Raw genomic sequence first — 16,982 nt, forward strand, 5'->3', positions numbered from 1 at the left:
GAACGCTAGGGGCGACCACCGACACGGCGGCGCACCCACGCCGGGCCACCGGCTCGCAAGGTCGTGGATGGCCCGAACGGGCCATGGTGCCGGGCCACGCCCCGGTGGAGCATCGAGCCACCCGACGCCCCCAGGAGCCCCCATGCCCGGCACCGCACAGCGTTCCCGTCGTTCCCCGGCCCGGTCCGCCGCGGTGGTCGGCGCCGTCCTCGCCCTCGCTGCCGGGCTGCTCGTCGCGGGTCCGGCGCCGGCGGTCGCCGGAGGGGCGACGGTCGTCGGTCCCGCCGACGTGTTCTCCGCGGCGTACCCGACGCTCGCCCGCGAGGACTTCGAGGGCTCCCGGGTCGCTGCCGGCACTGTCGGCGACTGCGGCATCGCGCCGCTCTCGTCGAGCCCCGAGGGCCCGTGCTACGACGACGGCGCCCTGACCCGCGGCATCACCTACACCTCCGACCCGACCCACCTCGGCGACTTCAACATGGCCGTGGGCACCGCGGGTTGGTTCGGGGCCGCCTCGACCGTCGCAGCGTCGAACCACACCCCGGCCACGCTGGTGCTCGACTTCACCGTTCCCGTGGACACGTTCGGCCTCGCCCTCGGGATGGTGTCGCCCGGCCCCTGCACCGTGCAGGTCGTCTACGTCGACGGCAGCCGGCCCACCACGTTGCCGGCCACGTGCACGGCCGTGGGGTCCCTGACCTTCATGGGGGTGCGGGCCGACCGACTCGTCGACGCGGTGCGGATCACCGGGGCGAGCGCCGAGGTCGTCGACGACGTGCGCTTCGGCCTCCGGGCTCCCAGCAGCGTCCGCCTCGGCGCCGTGCGGGGCAACCGCGCCGCCGGGACTGCCGTCCTCCCCGCCACCGTGCCGGGGATCGGGACCACCACCCTCGGCGGCAACGGCGTCGTGCCGGTGTCCCAGGACTCGGCGCGACCGCGGACCCTGGCGCTCCCCGTCGCGGCCCGCGGCACGGCCCGCCGCACGCTCCTGCGCACCGGCCGGGTCACCGTGACCGTCCGCGTGACCTACCGGCCCAACGGCGGGACGCCGACGACGGCGACCAAGCGGATCACGCTGCGCCGGCGCTGAGGCTCAGGCGTAGCGGACCGCCCGCGCGGCGGAGGTGAACCCGTAGAGCACCAGCCCGGCGCGCTCGGCCAGGTCGACGGCGAGGCTGGTGGGTGCCCCGACGGCGACGAGCGACCCGGTGCCGACCGCGACCGCCTTCTGGACCAGCTCGAACCCGGCGCGCCCGCTGACGACCAGGCACGCGCCCGCGACCGGCTCGCCGGCGAGCAGGCGCGCCCCGGTGACCTTGTCGACGGCGTTGTGGCGGCCGACGTCCTCGCGCACGACGAGCACCTCGCCGTCGGCGGTAGCGAGCCCGGCCGCGTGGACCCCGCCGGTGCGCTCGAAGAGGCGTTGGTGCGCGCGCAGCCCGTCGGGCAATCGGCGTACGGCGTCGTACGACGGCAGCGGGCCGTCCCACCGCGGGCCGGTGGTCGTCAGGGCGCTGCTCACGCTGTCGCGGCCGCACACCCCGCAGGCCGACGACCCGGCCGAGAGCGCGTCGTGCTGGTGGGGGAGCTCGGCGGGCGGGCCGTCGAGGGTGACGGTGACGACGTTGAACTCCTGGTCGGGGGCCAGGGTCGCCTCGGTGCAGTAGGCGACGCCGTGCACCCGCGGTGCGAGGCCCTCGTGGAGCACCCAGCCCGCGGCGAGCTCGAAGTCGTGCCCGGGCGTCCGCATCGTCACCCAGACCCGCCGGGCCGCGGCGCCGGGCCACTGCAGGCGGATCTCGAGCGGTTCCTCGGTGACGAGCCGGTCCTCGCGCTCCTGGCCGTCCTCGGTGACCCGCACCCGGACCGACGGGCCCGGTCGGCGCGTCTTCACGCGACGGGGAAGGCGGCGCGCACGGCGAGCCGCCGGGTCAGGGCGTCGACCTCGTCGGCGACGCGTCGCTGCACGGCGGGCTCGAGGGTGCCGCCGTCGAGGAGTCCCTGCACGAGCGCGAGCGTCGTCGGGTCGACGGCGGTGCGCGGGAAGAACGCCTCGGCGGCCAGCGCGAGCACCCAGCCCGACCGGACCCGCGAGGTGCCGGGCAGGTCGGCGACGTACCGCTCGACGTAGGGGGTGGTGAGCTCGGTCTGCCGGCCGTGCCACAGGCCGAGGCCGGCCGCCTCGAGCTCGTAGTTGGGGGCGTCGACCACTCCGGTGAACAGCTCCCAGGCCAGCGCCTTGGCCTCCGGGGTGGGCAGCGAGGTCGTCGCCCGGGTGTGGGCGACCTGCGTGGTCGCGGTCTTGTCGGCGGACAGGGCCTCGTCGAGCTCGCTGGTGTCGGTGCCACCGAGCCCGGCCAGCTGGACGAGGATCCGCCACCGGACGTCGGAGTCGACCTCGATCCCCGGGGGCGCCGTGGTCAGCCAGCGCCGCAGGACGTCGACGTCGTCGGCGGTGCGCACGGCCGCCCGGAACGCCGAGAGCTGCAGCTCCGAGCCCGGCTCGGTGGTGCCGACCAGCTCGACGACGGCCCGGTGCACCCGCTGCTGCGAGCCCGGGGCCGCGGCCGGCAGTACCTCGCGGAGCATCCACGGCACCAGGTGCCGCGCGGTGTCCTCGACGTCGTCGGCCGGGAACGCCGCGACCAGCAGGTCGACGACGTCGTCAGGAGCGACGCGGGCCACGCTGAAGCCGCTCCGCAGGTTGTTCCACACCGCGGCCCGCAGGCGCCCGTCGGAGACCAGCGGCAGCTCGGTGCGCAGCGCGGCGACGGTCGCGGCGTCGGGCACGTGGACGCCCCAGCTCTGCTCGAGGGGGTCGAGAACGACCGCGCCGTCGAGGCGGGGCACCGCCGTCACGTCGCCGGTCACGTCGACCACGGAGGTGGTGACCTGACCACCGGACAGGGCCGCGACCTCGAACCGGTGGTGCCGGTCGGCCGGGTGCTCGGCCGGCGGCGTACGACGCAGCGTGGCGGCGTCGCGGTCGAGCGTGAAGACGTCGGCACCGGCGGTGCGCAGCCACTGGTCGACCACGGGGGAGAGGTCGTCGGCACCGGCGCGCTCCCACGAGCCGAACAGGTCGTGCATGGTGGCGTTGCCGAACCGGTGACGCTCGAGGTGGTCGACGACACCGCCCAGGAACACCTCGTCGCCGAGCGTGGTGCACAGCTGCTTGAGGATGCTCGACCCCTTGGCGTAGGAGATCCCGTCGAAGTCCTGCAGCGCGGCCAGGGCGTCGGCCGCGCCGTTGCCGGCGACCGGGTGGGTGGTGGGGCGCTGGTCGGCGACCAGGCCCCACTGGCGGCGCGACCAGGCGAGGTGGGTCCAGGCGTCGTCGTACTCGGTGACGTCGGCGGTGACCCGGTTGCCCATGTACTCGGCGAACGACTCGTTGAGCCACAGGTCGTCCCACCACGCCGGGGTGACGATGTTGCCGAACCACTGGTGGGCCATCTCGTGGGCGACCGTGGTGGCCCGCAGGACCCGCTTGCCGCGGGTCACCCGGGTGTCGAAGACGAGCTGGTCGCGGAAGGTGACGCACCCGGGGTTCTCCATGGCGCCGGCGTTGAACTCCGGCACGAACGCCTGGTGGTAGTCGCCGAACGGGTAGCGGACCCCGAAGAGCCGGTGGAACTCGTCGAAGCACTGCCCGGTCGTCCTCAGCAGCTCCTCGGCGTCCTTGTCGAGGTGCCGGGCGAGGCTCTGCCGCGCGCTCAGGCCGAGCGGGATGCCGTCGTGCTCGGAGCGCACGACGTGGTACGGACCGGCCACCACCGTGACGAAGTACGTCGACAGCGGCTGCGTCGGGCCGATCTCCCAGGCGCCCGGCTCGGGGTTGGTCGCCGGCGCGTTGCCGACCACGACCCAGTCGTGGGGGGCGCGCACGTGCAGCGTGTACGGCGCCTTGAGGTCGGGCTGGTCGAAGCAGGCGAACACCGTGGGCGCGGCGTCCATGAACGACATGCCGTAGACGTAGCGGCGCCCGTCGGCAGGGTCGACGTGCTGGTGCAGCCCCTCGCCGTCGTTGCGGAACGGCATCACCGCGTCGACCACCAGCACGTTGGTGCCGGCGACGGTGTCCAGGGGCAGCCGGCCCTCGGAGAGCGTGTCCACGTCGAGCGGCCTGTCGTTGAGGCGCAGGCCGTGGACCCGGACCGGCTTGAGGTCGACGAACGTCGATCCGCCACGGCTCTCGAACGTCACCGTGGTGACCGAGCCGAACGTGGCGTCGTCGCAGGCGAGGTCGAGCGCGACGTCGTACGACGTCACGTCGAGCAGCGCGCGACGCTCGAGTGCCTCGGTGTGCAGCAGGCTCCGGGACGACGCGACGCTCATGCTCGTCACAGTAGTAGCGGCCCGTGCGCCGCCGGCCCGGGTGAGACCTCAGAGCGGGGCGGCGAAGTCCTGCACCCAGTAGTGGACGTACGGCGACCCCGGCCGGCGCACGTGTCCGATGCCGATGTCGGTGAAGTCGGCGGCCATGATGTTGCTGCAGTGACCGGGGCTGTCGAGCCAGGCGCGGACGACGGCGGCCGGTGTCGTCTGGCCGGCGGCGATGTTTTCGCCCACGGTCCGCCAGCGGTAGCCCTGGGCCTCGATCCGGTCCGCCGGCGTCGTGCCGTCGGGGGAGACGTGCGAGAAGTAGCGACGCGCCGCCATGTCTGCGGCGTGACCACCGGCCGCGCGGGCCAGCCGCGCCACCCCCCGCAACGGGCGCACGGGGCCGTGGCGGACGTCGCCGCACGTCCGGCCCGCGGCCCGGGCGTCGTTGACCAGCTCGAGCACCCGCAGCTCGGCGGCGTCGTGCGCGGGTGGGGCCATCACGCCGCGGGTGCGGACGACGCGTGCCCGAGTGGTGGCCGCTCGCCGGGTCGCGGTGGCGGGCACCCGCACGCGCAGCGCGTGGTCACCGGGTCGTGCGGGCGTCCGCCAGCCGAGGCTGACGTCGCCCCGGCGGGTCGAGCGGGCGACGTCGACGGTGCGCCAGGTGGAGCCGGACCGGCGCTGCAGCAGCACCCGACGCTGCCCGCCGCTGACCCGGACCCGGTCGGCGAAGCGGGCGCCGGTCGCGATGGTCGTCGGTGCCGTCGACCACCCGCTCACCGACGTGGGGGCCCTGGTGGCAGGCGCTGCCGACCCTGGGGACGACGAGACCGCCAGCAGCGCGGCCAGCAGGGAGACGACGGACACGATCGACACGATGGACAGGACGGCCAGCCCGCGGGCCGAGCGGGGGGAACGGCTCATGCCCCCATCAAGCGCCGAGCGGCCACGACGTGCCTCACCTGTGCGGGTGCCAGTGGCCGGGAGGTCGGCGGTGGTGCGCAGGACGGTCATCGGGTCGCGAAGTCCTGGACCCAGTACTGGTCGTACTGCGAGCCCTCGACGTAGACGTAGCCGAGGCCGACCTCGGTGAAGCGGCCCATGATGTTGCGGCAGTGGCGGGGACTCTCCAGCCAGCTGCGCACCACCGACGCGGCGTCCTCGTAGCCGGCGGCGATGTTCTCGCCGTAGGTGGCCCAGTCGTAGCCCTCGGCGGTGATCCGGTCGCCCGGGTCACGGCCGTCGGGGGAGACGTGGTCGAAGAACGAGCGGGTGCCCATCAGCCGCGCGAACTTCGTGGCGGCCCGGTTGAGGCGGGCGTTGGCCTGGACCGGGGGGACCGCCGGGTAGCGGACCGTGCCACAGGTGGCGCCGCGGTTGCGCGCCCGGTTGACCAGCGTCAGCATCTCGCGCTGCTCGGCCGAGAGCGCGGGGGCGGCGCCGCGGCGGCGGCGCTTCTCCTGTGCGGCGTACGTCGTGCCCCGCGCCGCGGGTGCGTCGGTCCCGCCCTCGACCTTCGCGGCCTTCGAGGCCTCCGATGAAGGTCCTGGGGCGGCGGTCGCCCGGGCGGGGGCGGCGACGAGGGCCAGGGACAGGAGCAGGGGGATCAGCACGATTGCCGTGGGGGGGCGGCGCATGAGGACAGCGTGCCCTGCCCGGGCGGTGGAAGATCAAGATTTGCCCAAGATTTGCCGTACTGGCGCGCAAGTGGTCCGGAGTGACTAGGCCCCGTTGTCCAAACGGATGAGCATCTTGCCGATGTTGGCCCCGGACGCCAGACCGAGGAACCCCTCGACGGTGCGGTCGAGGCCGTCGAGCACGGTCTCGCGGTAGGTGACCTCGCCGCTGGCCAGCCACGGGCCGACGGTGCGGTAGAACTCGCCGGCGAGGTCGGCGTGGTCGGTGACGATGAAGCCGCGCATGGTCAGCCGCTTGGCGATCATCATCATCAGGTTGCGCGGTCCCGGCACGGGGGTGTCGTAGCCGGCGATCGCGCCGCACAGCGCGAGCCGCCCGAAGTCGGCCATGTGCAGGATCGCCGCCTCGAGGTGGTCACCGCCGACGTTGTCGAAGTAGACGTCGACCGGGGCGTGGGCGGCGAGCTGCTTGGCCACGGGCGCCCCGGTGTAGTCGAACGCGGCGTCGTAGCCCAGCTCGTGCAGCCAGGCCACCTTCTCGGCGGAGCCGGCCGACCCGACCACCCGGGCCGCACCGAGACGCTTGGCGATCTGGCCGGCCATCGAGCCGACCGCCCCGGCGGCACCGGAGACGAAGACGGTGTCGCCCTCGCGCAGCCCGGCGATCGCGGTCAGGCCGGCCCAGGCCGTGAGGCCCGGCATCCCCAGGGCACCGAGGTAGGCCGAGGACGGTGCGGCGTCGGTGTCGACGACGCGGACCTCCCGCTCCCCGAGCACGGCGTGCTCGCGCCAGCCGGCCTGGTGCAGCACCGTGGCCCCCACCGGCACCCGCTCCGAGCCCGACGCCTCGATCACGCCGACCGCGCCGCCCTCCAGCGGCGCGTCGAGGGCGTACGGCGGCACGTAGGACCGCACGTCGTTCATCCGGCCGCGCATGTAGGGGTCGACCGACAAGAAGGTGTTGCGCACCAGCACCTGGGCCTCGCCCGGGTCGGGCAGGTCGACCTCGACGGTGCTGAAGTCGGCGGGGGTCGGCACCCCCTGCGGGCGGGCGGTGAGCTGGATCTGCCGGGTCGTGGTGGTCACGCGTCCAGCGTGACAGGTGGTCCCGAGACACGCGCGGGACGATTCTGGGAACCTGGCGCCATGAGCGACAGCCTGCGCACCGTCAACCTCACCCGCGTCGGGTCCGGGGCCTTCCGGATCACCAACGCCGCCGGCGGCACCCTCGACGTCGGCGTCACCGACACCGACTTCACACCGGTCGAGCTGCTCCTCGCAGCGCTGGCCGGCTGTGCCGCGATCAACGTCGAGGAGCTCACCGGGCGTCGGGCCGAGCCGGAGTCCTTCGACGTGCGCGCCGAGGGCCACAGGGTCCGCGACGAGACCGGCGGCCGGATGGACGACCTGCGCCTCGTCTTCGACGCCGTCTTCCCCGAGGGCGAGGCCGGCGACGCCGCCCGGGCCAGCCTGCCCAGGTTCATGAAGCAGACCCACGACCGGATCTGCACGGTCTCGCGCACCGTCGGGCTCGGCTCGGACGTCGCCTACGTGCTCGGCGAGGCAGGTTCCGAGGTCGGGACCGACCCCGAGGACGGCTGATGGTCGGCGCGCCCCGGGTCGGCCCCTGGCACGAGGTGCCGCGCCAGGACGGTCGCCGGTTCGTGGTCACCGGCGCCAACAGCGGCGTCGGCCTGGAGACGGCGCGGGTGCTCACCGACCGGGGCGCGCACGTCGTCCTCGCCTGCCGTGACGCGGCCAGGGGCGAGGCGGCGAGGGCCGACATCGCGAGTGGTCACCCCGACGGCAGCGTGGAGGTGCGTGCGCTCGACGTGTCCGACCTGTCGTCGGTGCGGACGTTCGCCGAGCAGGTGGCGGCCGAGGGCGGAGTCGACGTCGTGGTCAACAACGCCGGCATCCTCGGCGTGCCGTTCGGCCGCAGCGCCGACGGGTTCGAGCTGCAGCTGGCCACCAACCACCTCGGGCACTTCGCGCTGGCCGGGCTGCTGGTGCCGCACCTGCGCGACCGGGTCGTCGTCGTGTCCTCCCAGAGCCACCGCGCCGGCGACCTGCGCCTCGACGACCTCGACTGGGAGCGGCGCGGCTACTCGGCCTACGGCGCCTACGCGGCGTCCAAGCTCGCCAACATGCTGTTCCTCGCCGAGCTGCAGCGCCGCCTCACCGCGGCCGGGTCGACGCTGCGCGCGACCGGCGCCCACCCCGGCAGCACCGCGACCGGCATCACCTCGGGGCGCGGGGGCGTGGTCAGCTGGGTCGGGTCGTGGGGGCACGGGCTGGTCGGCATGAAGCCGGCCCAGGGCGCCCTGCCGACGCTGTACGCCGCCACCATGGACGTGCCGGGCAACTCCTACATCGGCCCGCACCGCCTGCGCGAGATGAACGGCTGGCCCGTCGGCGTCGGCCGCAGCCGCGCCGCCGTCGACCCCGACCTGGCCAAGGCCGCCTGGCTGCGGTGGGAGGAGCTCACCGGGGTCGGCTGGCCGCTCTGAGGCCGACGACGAGCCTCGGAGCCGTCAGCCCAGGGTGGCGGTCTGGATCTCGACCGGCACCTTGGGGGTGCCGTCCGGGGTGCCCTGCGTGGTGCCCTGCTCGGCCGCGGCGGCGACCAGGTCGATCCCCTCGGTCACGGTGCCGAAGATCGTGTACTGCGGCGGCAGCTGGGTCTCCGGGCCGTCGTAGACGATGAAGAACTGCGAGCCGCCGCTGTCGGGCGCCGGGGTCTTGGCCATCGCGAGCGTGCCGGGACCGTACGCCGGCGTGTCGGGGAACTCGTCGGGGACGCCGTAGCCGGGACCGCCCGTGCCGCTCGCCGTCGGGTCGCCGCACTGCAGCACGAAGATGCCCTGGGTGGTCAGGCGGTGGCAGCTGGTGCCGTCGAAGTAGCCCTGCTCGGTCAGCGACACGAACGAGTTGACCGTGCACGGCGCCTGCGCGGCGTCGAGCTCGAGGACGAGCTCGCCGAGCGAGGTGGTGAGGTCGACGGTCTCGGTGCCCTCGGCCGGGGCGTTGGCCGGAGGCAGCGCGGCGGTCGCCTCGGTCCCGTCGGGCGCGTAGGCGCAGGCGACCTCGCCGGCCGCGGGCGCCGCACCCTCCGACTCCGTGGTCTCCCCACCCGCGGGCTCCGACGGTGAGGGGGAGTCGCTCGAGGTGGTGTCGTCGGTGGCGGCGTCCTCGGGGTCGTCGGAGCCACCGCAGGCGCCGAGCGCCAGGGTGAGGGCTAGGACGGCCAGGACACCGGCAGGTCGCGATCGCATGGTCGGTGATCGTAGGCGGTCAGGGTGTCGGTTCGTGTCCCGGCTGGCCGTGCGTGCGCCGCAGCTCCTTCATCTCGGCCTCGAACAGGTGGCGCCGGCCCTCGACGAGCTGGTCGAGCGCGCGCTGCTCGAGACCCTTGACCACGGCGTAGTACTCGTCGTCGAAGGCCTCGACCATCTGGAAGGTCCACATGCCCGGCAGCGCGTTGCGGCCGAGCACGTCGCGGTGCAGCTCGTCGACGAGGTCGTCGTGACCGGCCTCGGCCAGCAGCTCGGTCGCCTCCTCCAGGGTGCGCTCGACGCTGCCCATGCGCCGGTGGAAGGCGTACATGTGGCCGCGCGCCTCCTCGACGTGGTCGAGGGCGGCCGAGAGGCGCCCCAGGGCCTCGACCGTGGCGTCGGTGACGCCCTCGGGGCGTCGGTGCTGGGCGTCTCGCTCGTCGTCGGACATGAGCGGAGCGTCGCAGCCGTCACCGACCCGTCTCTACGCTCGAAGGCATGAAGTCGGCTGGGTTGGTCGCCGTCCTGCTGCTGTCGGCGTGCTCGACGTCGGCGGGACCCGACGCGACGCCCGCCGCGTCCTCCGCGCGGTCGAGCACGGGACCGGCCTCGTCCCCGCCTCCGTCCTCCTCCCCGACCCCGACCGCCGAGCCCGCGCCGGAGCCGCCACCGCCGTACGTCGTCAGCGACGGGCGGCCGCGCGATGCCCGGCTGAGCATCCCGCGCCTGGGGATCACCGGCCTCGAGGTCCGCACCTACCGGGGGTTCACCGACGACGCCCCCGGCCACGCGATCCAGAACACCGGCATCGCCGCCAGCCCGCACGGCCCGCTCGGCGGCACCGGCCCGGGCGGGGTCGGCAACTACCAGGTCACCGGTCACCGGACGTCGTCCACGCGGATCCTCGAGTACCTCCCCGACCTCCGCCGCGGCGACCGGGTCCTGGTGACCGCGGCCCGCACCGTCTACGTCTACCGGGTCACCACCACCCGGATCACCTCGTTCCGCTCCGACCGCTCGCTGCGCGAGCAGCGCGCCGCCGTCCCGGGACGCCCCGGTGCCGAGCCGACCCGCGCGATGATCACCCTGTCGACCTGCCGCACCGCCGAGGACCACGCCGAGGGCAACTACTGGTCCGATGAGTTCGACAACCCCGAGCACCGCATCGACAAGATCGGCGTCCTGGTCCGCACCCGCCCCGCGTGACGAGGGGCCCACTGGACGGTGGTCGAGCCGGGCGAGCGCCAGCGAGCCCGAGTCGAGACCCGGCGAGGTGGACGCGGAGGGTGAGCGCGGACCTTGCGGGGGTCTCGACTCGCGGAGACTTCGTCCCCGCGGCTCGACCACCGTCAGGTCGCGCCGTCAGCCGACGACGGGAAGCAGGAGGGTGGTGGCGGAGGGGTCGAGGGTGAGGCGGGTGCCGGCGGGTGGGCGCAGGGTGAAGTCGTGGTCGCTGGCCATCACCAGCAGCGAGACGCGGGCGCCGTCGGGCAGGCGCCGGTCGACGGGCTGCAGCCGCACCCGGACGTCGTACGACGTGCCGGGCTCGAGCGCGACGCCCTCGGTGAGCGAGGCGACGTTCTGCGGGTCGGCGAACCCCTGGGTGAGCAGCCGGGTGCGGCCACCGGCGGTCACGCACAGCGCCGCGGTGACGTTGGAGGCGGGCCGGTCGAAGGCGAGGCGGAGCCGGGCGACCGGGCTGCCGCTGAGGTCGAGGCCGCGGGGGAGGCGGGCGGTCGTGAACCGCAGGCCGTGGGCCGGGCGCATCGTGCGGCACAGGCCGGCGGCGCTGAAGCGAGCGTCGTCGGTGAGCGAGCGCGGCTCGCCCGCGGCCGAGGTGCCCGGCCGCAGGGTCGACCCGGCCAGGCCGTAGGCGCGCAGCCGTGCCCCGGGTCGCGGCCAGGTGCGGTACCACCGGGTGCGGCCGGCGGTGGTCACCGCCGCCCGCGGGCCGGCGTCGACGCCGTTGCGGACGCCGTAGAGGAACCGGTCCATCCAGCGCACGACCAGCCGGTCGGGCAGCGGCGTGCCGTGACCACCCTGGTCCCACCAGATCTTGGCCGGCACGCCGGCCCGCCGGAGCGCGGCGTACCACCGCGCGGCCTGGTCGGGCTTGACGTTGGTGTCGCCGAACCCGTGCGCCAGGAGCACGGCCGCGCGCACCCGGTCGGCGTCGCCGAGCAGGTCGCGGTCGGCCCAGAAGGCGGAGTAGTCGCCGGTCCGCCGGTCCTGCTGCCGGGTGAGGTCGGCGATCACGGGGCGGCAGATCCGGCGGTCACGCCGGGTGTAGTTGTAGCGGGCGAGCTGGTCGGTGTCCTCGCCCTGGTACCCGCCCGGCGCGACGACGAGGCCGTCCTGGCGGTAGTAGTCGTACCAGCTGGAGATCGCCGAGACCGGGACGATCGCGCGCAGTCCCTCGACGCCGGAGGCCGCGGCCATGTTCGGCAGGGTCCCGTCGTAGGAGACACCGACCATCCCGGTCACACCCGTCGCCCACCTGGCACGCACGCGGCGACCGGACGACGTCCGGGCCACCGTGCGGCCGTTGAGCCAGTCGACGAACGCCACCACGCCGGCGGCCTCGAGGTCGTCGCCGATCGTGGGGCACCCGGTCGACCGGCTGGAGCCGAGGGAGGCGACCGTGGCGTAGGCGTAGCCGCGCCGGGCCCACGCGAGGGCGTCGGCACGGATGCCGTTGAGCGGGCCGTTCGCGGCGCGGGGTCCGCCGAGCGGCACGTCGACGTCGTGGGACCGCTCCTCCCCGCAGCACCCTGAGTACGGCGTGACGGACGCGACCGTCGCCAACCGCCGGCCATCGACCACCCTCGGCCTCGGCCGGGCCACGACGACGTGGACGACGTCGCGCCGCCCGTCGCGGTCGGTGTCGACGCGCGTCGTGACGGCGACCCGGGTGACCACCAGGTCGCGCGCACCCGCGGTGTTGCGGGGCGGCCGGGCCGGGCGTGGGGACCTGGTGACACCCGCGGTGCCCGAGCCCGACGCCGACGACGTGAGGTCGGTGGCTGCGGGCCTGTCGTGGACCGTGCGGGAGGTCGCCGCGGCCCCCCCGGTCAGCCCGGTCACGACGAGCGCGAGGGCGAGGACGCAGGCGGGTCGGGCACGGCGCATGCCTCATCAGAACACGTGGCCGGCCCTCACCCGTACAGGTTGCGCGACGCGGAAACCCCACGGTCGTCGACGGGCGCGGTTACCTTGGACAAGACGCGGCTGGTTGCCCGGCCCCGTCATCCCCCCACTGAAGGACCCCCGTGCCGCTCCCCGCGCGCCTGACCACCCTGCTCACCCTCTCCACGTCGGCCTCCGTCGTGCTGGCCCTGGTCGCCGTCGTGCCGGCCGGCGGCGCGCCAGCCGCCGTCGTGCCCGTGGCCTCGACCGCGGCGGTCGATGACCCGAGCGACGTCTGGACCGAGGTCGACCGGCGTCCCGCCGCCCGTGGCGGCCGGCAACCGCGGGTCACCCCCGCGGCCTACGGCGCCTTCCACCTCGACCTCGACGTGCTGAGCCGGCGGCTCGACCGTGCCCCGCTCGAGACCGCCGACGTCCGGCCGCTCCTCGTCGAGGTGCCGGCGCCCGACGGCGAGCTGGTCGAGTTCGCGGTCGTCGAGTCGCCCGTGATGGAGCCCGGGCTCGCGGCACTGCACCCCGACATCACGACGTACGCCGGGCGCGCCACCGGCGACGTGCCGGCCAGCATCCGCCTCGACGTCACCCCCATGGGCTTCCACGCCTCGGTGCGCGGCCCCGGCGCGAGCTGGTACGTCGACCCCGCCCTCAACGGCACCGGCCAGGGCGAGGACGCCCTCTACCTGTCCTACGACGGCGCCGACCTGTCCGAGCCCGACCAGGAGCTGATCGAGCCCGAGAAGGCCGGGATGGCCGCGTCCGCGCGCCGGGCCGCGGCTCGCGTGGCGGGGGAGCCGCGTGTCGGCGAGGGCGCCGGGGCGGTCGCGATCCAGCGCACCTACCGCCTGGCGCTGGTCACCGACCCGTCGTACGCCGCGTACTTCGGCACCACCTCCGACGCGGTCGTGACCGCCGAGAAGGTGACCCTGGTCAACCGCGTCAACCAGGTCTACGGCGACGACCTGTCCATCCGGATGCTGCTCGTCGCGGGCAACGACGCGCTGAACTTCAACACCTCGGCCGAGTTCCTCGGCGCCGACGGCCGCTGCGGCACCGCGCCCTGCTACACGACCGACGACATCGGCTGCGGCAACGTGATCGACACCAACCGCTTCGTCGTGGGCCAGGTCGTCGGCGCCGACAAGTACGACATCGGCCACATCATGTTCGGCCCCGACGGCGACGGTGGGGGCGTGGCCTACCTCGGCGCCGTCGGCACCACCTTCAAGGCCGGTGGCTGCACGGGCCTGGACCCGCCGACCGGTGACGGCTTCGCCATCGACTACGTCGCCCACGAGATCGGTCACCAGTTCGCGGGCAACCACACCTTCAACGGCACCTCGGGCAGCTGCGCGGGGGAGAACCGCAACGCCGGCACGTCGGTCGAGCCCGGCTCGGGCGTGACCGTGATGGCCTACGCCGGCATCTGCGGCGGCGACAACCTGCAGGTCCACAGCGACCCGTACTTCTCCCAGCGCTCCCAGGCCGAGATCGCGGCGTTCACGCGCTCGACACCGTTCCGTGTCCAGGAGGTCCAGAACGTCGCCCTGAGCGGCTTCACCACGCCCGGTGAGTCGTTCACCGTCTCCTACGGCGGCGCGACCACCTCCAGCGTCACCGTCGGCACCAGCTACACGGTCGCCGGGCTCAAGGCGGCCCTCGAGGCGGCCGAGCCCAGCGCCGCCACCGCCACCGTGGTCGGCTCCAGGGGCGCCGTCTTCGACCCCGGCGCCGACGGCTTCCAGGTCACCTGGTCGACCACGGCCGACATCCCCACGCCCACGGTCACCGTCACCTCCGGCGCCTTCACCTCGATCGTCGGCACGTTCGACAACGGCGGCCCCGAGACCCTGGGTGGCTTCCAGAACCCGACGCCGACGGGCAACCACAACCCCACGGTGACCGCCCCTCCGGCCCGGACGATCCCGGTCCGCACCCCCTTCCAGCTGACCGGTGCGGCCACCGACTCCGACGGCGACGCGCTCGTCTACTCCTGGGAGCAGAACAACCCCGGCGCGGTCCTCGGCACCGCCCTCAACAGCAACGTCAAGCCCAGCGGCCCGCTGTTCCGGGTCTTCGGCACCTACGCCGCCGTGAGCTCGGCCGCGACCCAGCAGTACGGCTCACCCGGGGTCAACCGCGCGGCCACGACGCCGACCCGGTCGTTCCCGGACGCCGCCCAGGTCGCCGCCGGGGAGACCAACGCCGCCGCCGGCTCGTGCCCGGTCCACGGCGGTTCCGGTGGCGCCGACAGCGCCGCGCTGCGCTGCTTCTCGGAGTTCCTGCCCACGACCCCCCGCACGATGGGCTTCCGGCTCACCGCCCGCGACCTCGGTAGCGCCGACGGCGGCTCCGACGGCGGCACGGCGTTCGCCGACACCACCGTCACCGTCGGCACGGCCGGCCCCTTCCTGGTGACCTCGCAGCCGGCCGCCGCGTCGGTCTCCGGCGGCACGCGCGGCACGGTCGCGTGGAACGTCGCCAGCACCAACACCGCGACCTACGCCACGGCCGTCAGGATCTCGTTCTCCACCGACGGCGGTCTCACGTTCCCCACGGTCCTGGCCGAGAGCACCCCCAACGACGGGTCCGAGACGATCGCGTGGCCCAACACCGCCACCACCAGGGGCCGGTTCAAGGTCGAGGCCGTCGGCAACTACTTCTACGACGTCAACGACGGCCCGATCTCCGTCACGCCGAGCGAGCCCACCCTGACCACCGGGGGCAACGCCGCCGGGGCGACGTTCACCGCGCCGTCCTCCGACCCGCTGCCCTCCGTGCCCGAGGTCACCGCCGAGTCCAACCGGGTCGCCGGGTCGGCCCTCACCGCGTCGCTCGGGCTGCCGCCCGGCCTCACCGGGCTCACCATCGACCCCGCCGGCACGACGACCACCGCCGCCGGCGCGACCTTCCGGGTCACCGGCACCGCCGACGCCGACCCCGGCAGCTACCCGGTGACCGTCACCGTGAGCGACGGTGCCGGCAACGCCGCCGACTCGACCGTGTCCTTCACCGTCGTCGTCACGCAGGACGCCGCCACCGTGACCTACACCGGTGACACCACGGGCCAGGCCGGTGCGCGCACCGCCTCGGCCACCGTGGCCGACACCGACGCCACGCCGGGCGAGGTGGTCGGCGACGTCGTGTTCACCGACCAGACGACCGGCGAGACCCTCTGCACGGCCACGATCGTCTCGGGCGCCGCGTCGTGCACGTTCCCCGCCGGACAGGTCCGGACCTACCAGGTGGTCGGGACGCTGGTGAGCACCCGCTACACCGGTGCCTCGGCCCCCAGCGCCGTCGTGGTCTCCGCGCCGCCCACGCTCACGACCGGGGGCAACGCCGCCGGGGCGAGGTTCACCACGCCGTCCTCCGACGCGCTCTCCTCCGTGCCCGAGGTCACCGCCGAGTCCAACCGGGTGGCCGGGTCGGCCCTCACCGCGTCGCTCGGGCTGCCGCCCGGCCTCACCGGGCTCACCATCGACCCCGCCGACACGACGACCACCGCCACCGGCGCGACCTTCCGGGTCACCGGCACAGCCGACGCCGACCCCGGCAGCTACCCGGTGACCGTCACCGTGAGCGACGGTGCCGGCAACGCCGCCGACGAGACCGTGTCCTTCACCGTCGTGGTCACCCAGGACGTCGCGACGCTGACGTACACCGGCGACACCGCCGAACCCGCCGGCACCGTGACCGTGTCGGTGACCGTGGCCGACACGGACAGCACGCGGGGCACCGTGGCCGGCAGCGTCCGGTTCACCGACGACACCACCGCCGACGAGCTCTGCACCGCCACGGTCGCCGCCGGGGCCGCGTCCTGCACCTTCACCGCGACCGAGTCCCGGACCTACCGGGTCGTCGCCACCCTCGCCAGCACCCGCTACACCGGTGCGTCGTCACCCGCTTCCCTCGTCGTCCGCGCCGCCGGACCCAGCGACACCACGCCGCCCGAGACCCGGATCACGGCCGGCCCCGCGCAGGGCAGCATCCAGCTCGCCCGCACCCTGGTCTTCCGGTTCGCCTCCGAGGCGGGGGCGACGTACGCCTGCACGCTCAGGGGGCGCACGGTGCCCTGTGACGCCGGCACCGCCACCCTGCGCAGCCCGGCCGCCGGCACCTACGACTTCCGGGTCGCGGCCGCCGACGCCGCCGGAAACGCCGACCCGACCCCGGCCACCCGCCGGTTCTCGGTGCCGGTCGACGACCGTGCGCTCGCGGCCGCCCGGGGGCGGTGGCAGCGCCGCTCCTCGTCCGCCCACTACCGCGGCACCTTCTCCACCACCGGTGCCCGGGGTGCCACGCTGACCTACCGCGTCACCCGCGCGACGTCGCTGGCGCTCGTGCTGAGCAACGGTCGCGGGTTCGGGTCCGTCGACGTGTTCCTCGGCAACCGCCGGCTGGCGACGGTCGCCTCCGCCGGGGCGCCGCGCAACCAGCGGGTCGCAGGCGTCGCCAGCTTCGCCGGCCCCGTCTCGGGCACGGTGCGCGTCGTCACCAGGAGCGCGAAGCCGGTCCGCATCGACGGCCTCGCCGTCCGCACGGCCACCGCGACCGCACGACCGGCACGGCTGCCCGCCGCGCCAGTCACCTGAGCCGC

Annotated in this window: 13 protein-coding genes; 5 read left to right on the forward strand and 8 right to left on the reverse strand. The window is 74.7% G+C overall.

Features of this window, described 5'->3' with window-relative positions:
* Positions 1–142 precede the first annotated feature (142 nt).
* Positions 143–1,090, forward strand: a complete 948-nt coding sequence (locus AC4MBH_RS13315) for a hypothetical protein (RefSeq protein WP_491795369.1) — start codon at positions 143–145, stop codon at positions 1,088–1,090.
* A 3-nt stretch (positions 1,091–1,093) separates the two neighbouring features.
* On the opposite strand, the gene AC4MBH_RS13320 is transcribed toward AC4MBH_RS13315, so the two are convergent.
* From AC4MBH_RS13320 to AC4MBH_RS13340, 5 genes are all read right to left on the reverse strand, one after another.
* Positions 1,094–1,894, reverse strand: coding sequence for a formate dehydrogenase accessory sulfurtransferase FdhD (locus tag AC4MBH_RS13320; RefSeq protein ID WP_491795370.1), 801 nt, complete (start codon positions 1,892–1,894; stop codon positions 1,094–1,096).
* Positions 1,891–4,338 carry an aminopeptidase N gene (gene pepN / locus AC4MBH_RS13325; RefSeq protein WP_491795371.1) on the reverse strand — a complete coding sequence of 816 codons (2,448 nt, stop codon included), beginning with the start codon at positions 4,336–4,338 and terminating at the stop codon, positions 1,891–1,893. The genes AC4MBH_RS13320 and pepN overlap by 4 nt, the downstream gene beginning before the upstream one ends.
* A 48-nt stretch (positions 4,339–4,386) precedes the next feature.
* Entirely contained in the window at positions 4,387–5,250 is an 864-nt protein-coding gene (locus AC4MBH_RS13330; protein ID WP_491795372.1) for a CAP domain-containing protein, read from the reverse strand.
* Positions 5,251–5,336: 86 nt separating this feature from the next.
* Positions 5,337–5,963, reverse strand: coding sequence for a CAP domain-containing protein (locus AC4MBH_RS13335; protein WP_491795373.1), 627 nt, complete (start codon positions 5,961–5,963; stop codon positions 5,337–5,339).
* An 84-nt stretch (positions 5,964–6,047) separates the two neighbouring features.
* Entirely contained in the window at positions 6,048–7,049 is a 1,002-nt protein-coding gene (locus tag AC4MBH_RS13340; protein WP_491795374.1) for an NADP-dependent oxidoreductase, read from the reverse strand.
* A gap of 60 nt (positions 7,050–7,109) precedes the next feature.
* On the opposite strand from AC4MBH_RS13340, the gene AC4MBH_RS13345 reads away from it, so the two are divergent.
* Together AC4MBH_RS13345 and AC4MBH_RS13350 are read left to right on the forward strand one after the other, a co-directional pair.
* Positions 7,110–7,565 carry an OsmC family protein gene (locus AC4MBH_RS13345; protein ID WP_491795375.1) on the forward strand — a complete coding sequence of 152 codons (456 nt, stop codon included), beginning with the start codon at positions 7,110–7,112 and terminating at the stop codon, positions 7,563–7,565.
* Entirely contained in the window at positions 7,565–8,473 is a 909-nt protein-coding gene (locus AC4MBH_RS13350; RefSeq protein WP_491795376.1) for an oxidoreductase, read from the forward strand. Before AC4MBH_RS13345 ends, AC4MBH_RS13350 begins: the two co-directional genes overlap by 1 nt.
* A 24-nt stretch (positions 8,474–8,497) precedes the next feature.
* Here the strand turns inward: AC4MBH_RS13350 and AC4MBH_RS13355 are convergent, their stop codons facing one another.
* Together AC4MBH_RS13355 and AC4MBH_RS13360 are read right to left on the reverse strand one after the other, a co-directional pair.
* Positions 8,498–9,238, reverse strand: coding sequence for a peptidylprolyl isomerase (locus AC4MBH_RS13355; RefSeq protein WP_491795377.1), 741 nt, complete (start codon positions 9,236–9,238; stop codon positions 8,498–8,500).
* A gap of 19 nt (positions 9,239–9,257) precedes the next feature.
* Positions 9,258–9,689, reverse strand: a complete 432-nt coding sequence (locus tag AC4MBH_RS13360) for a hypothetical protein (RefSeq protein WP_491795378.1) — start codon at positions 9,687–9,689, stop codon at positions 9,258–9,260.
* A gap of 47 nt (positions 9,690–9,736) precedes the next feature.
* Between AC4MBH_RS13360 and AC4MBH_RS13365 the strand changes: the two genes are divergently transcribed.
* A complete protein-coding gene (locus AC4MBH_RS13365) occupies positions 9,737–10,444 on the forward strand; it encodes a sortase domain-containing protein (protein ID WP_491795379.1) in 708 nt (235 codons plus the stop codon).
* A 156-nt stretch (positions 10,445–10,600) separates the two neighbouring features.
* On the opposite strand, the gene AC4MBH_RS13370 is transcribed toward AC4MBH_RS13365, so the two are convergent.
* A complete protein-coding gene (locus tag AC4MBH_RS13370; RefSeq protein WP_491795380.1) occupies positions 10,601–12,367 on the reverse strand; it encodes a CocE/NonD family hydrolase in 1,767 nt (588 codons plus the stop codon).
* A gap of 140 nt (positions 12,368–12,507) precedes the next feature.
* Between AC4MBH_RS13370 and AC4MBH_RS13375 the strand changes: the two genes are divergently transcribed.
* Positions 12,508–16,977, forward strand: coding sequence for a reprolysin-like metallopeptidase (locus tag AC4MBH_RS13375; RefSeq protein ID WP_491795381.1), 4,470 nt, complete (start codon positions 12,508–12,510; stop codon positions 16,975–16,977).
* Positions 16,978–16,982: the final 5 nt, after the last annotated feature.

Source organism: Nocardioides sp. WJ219, assembly GCF_058559815.1.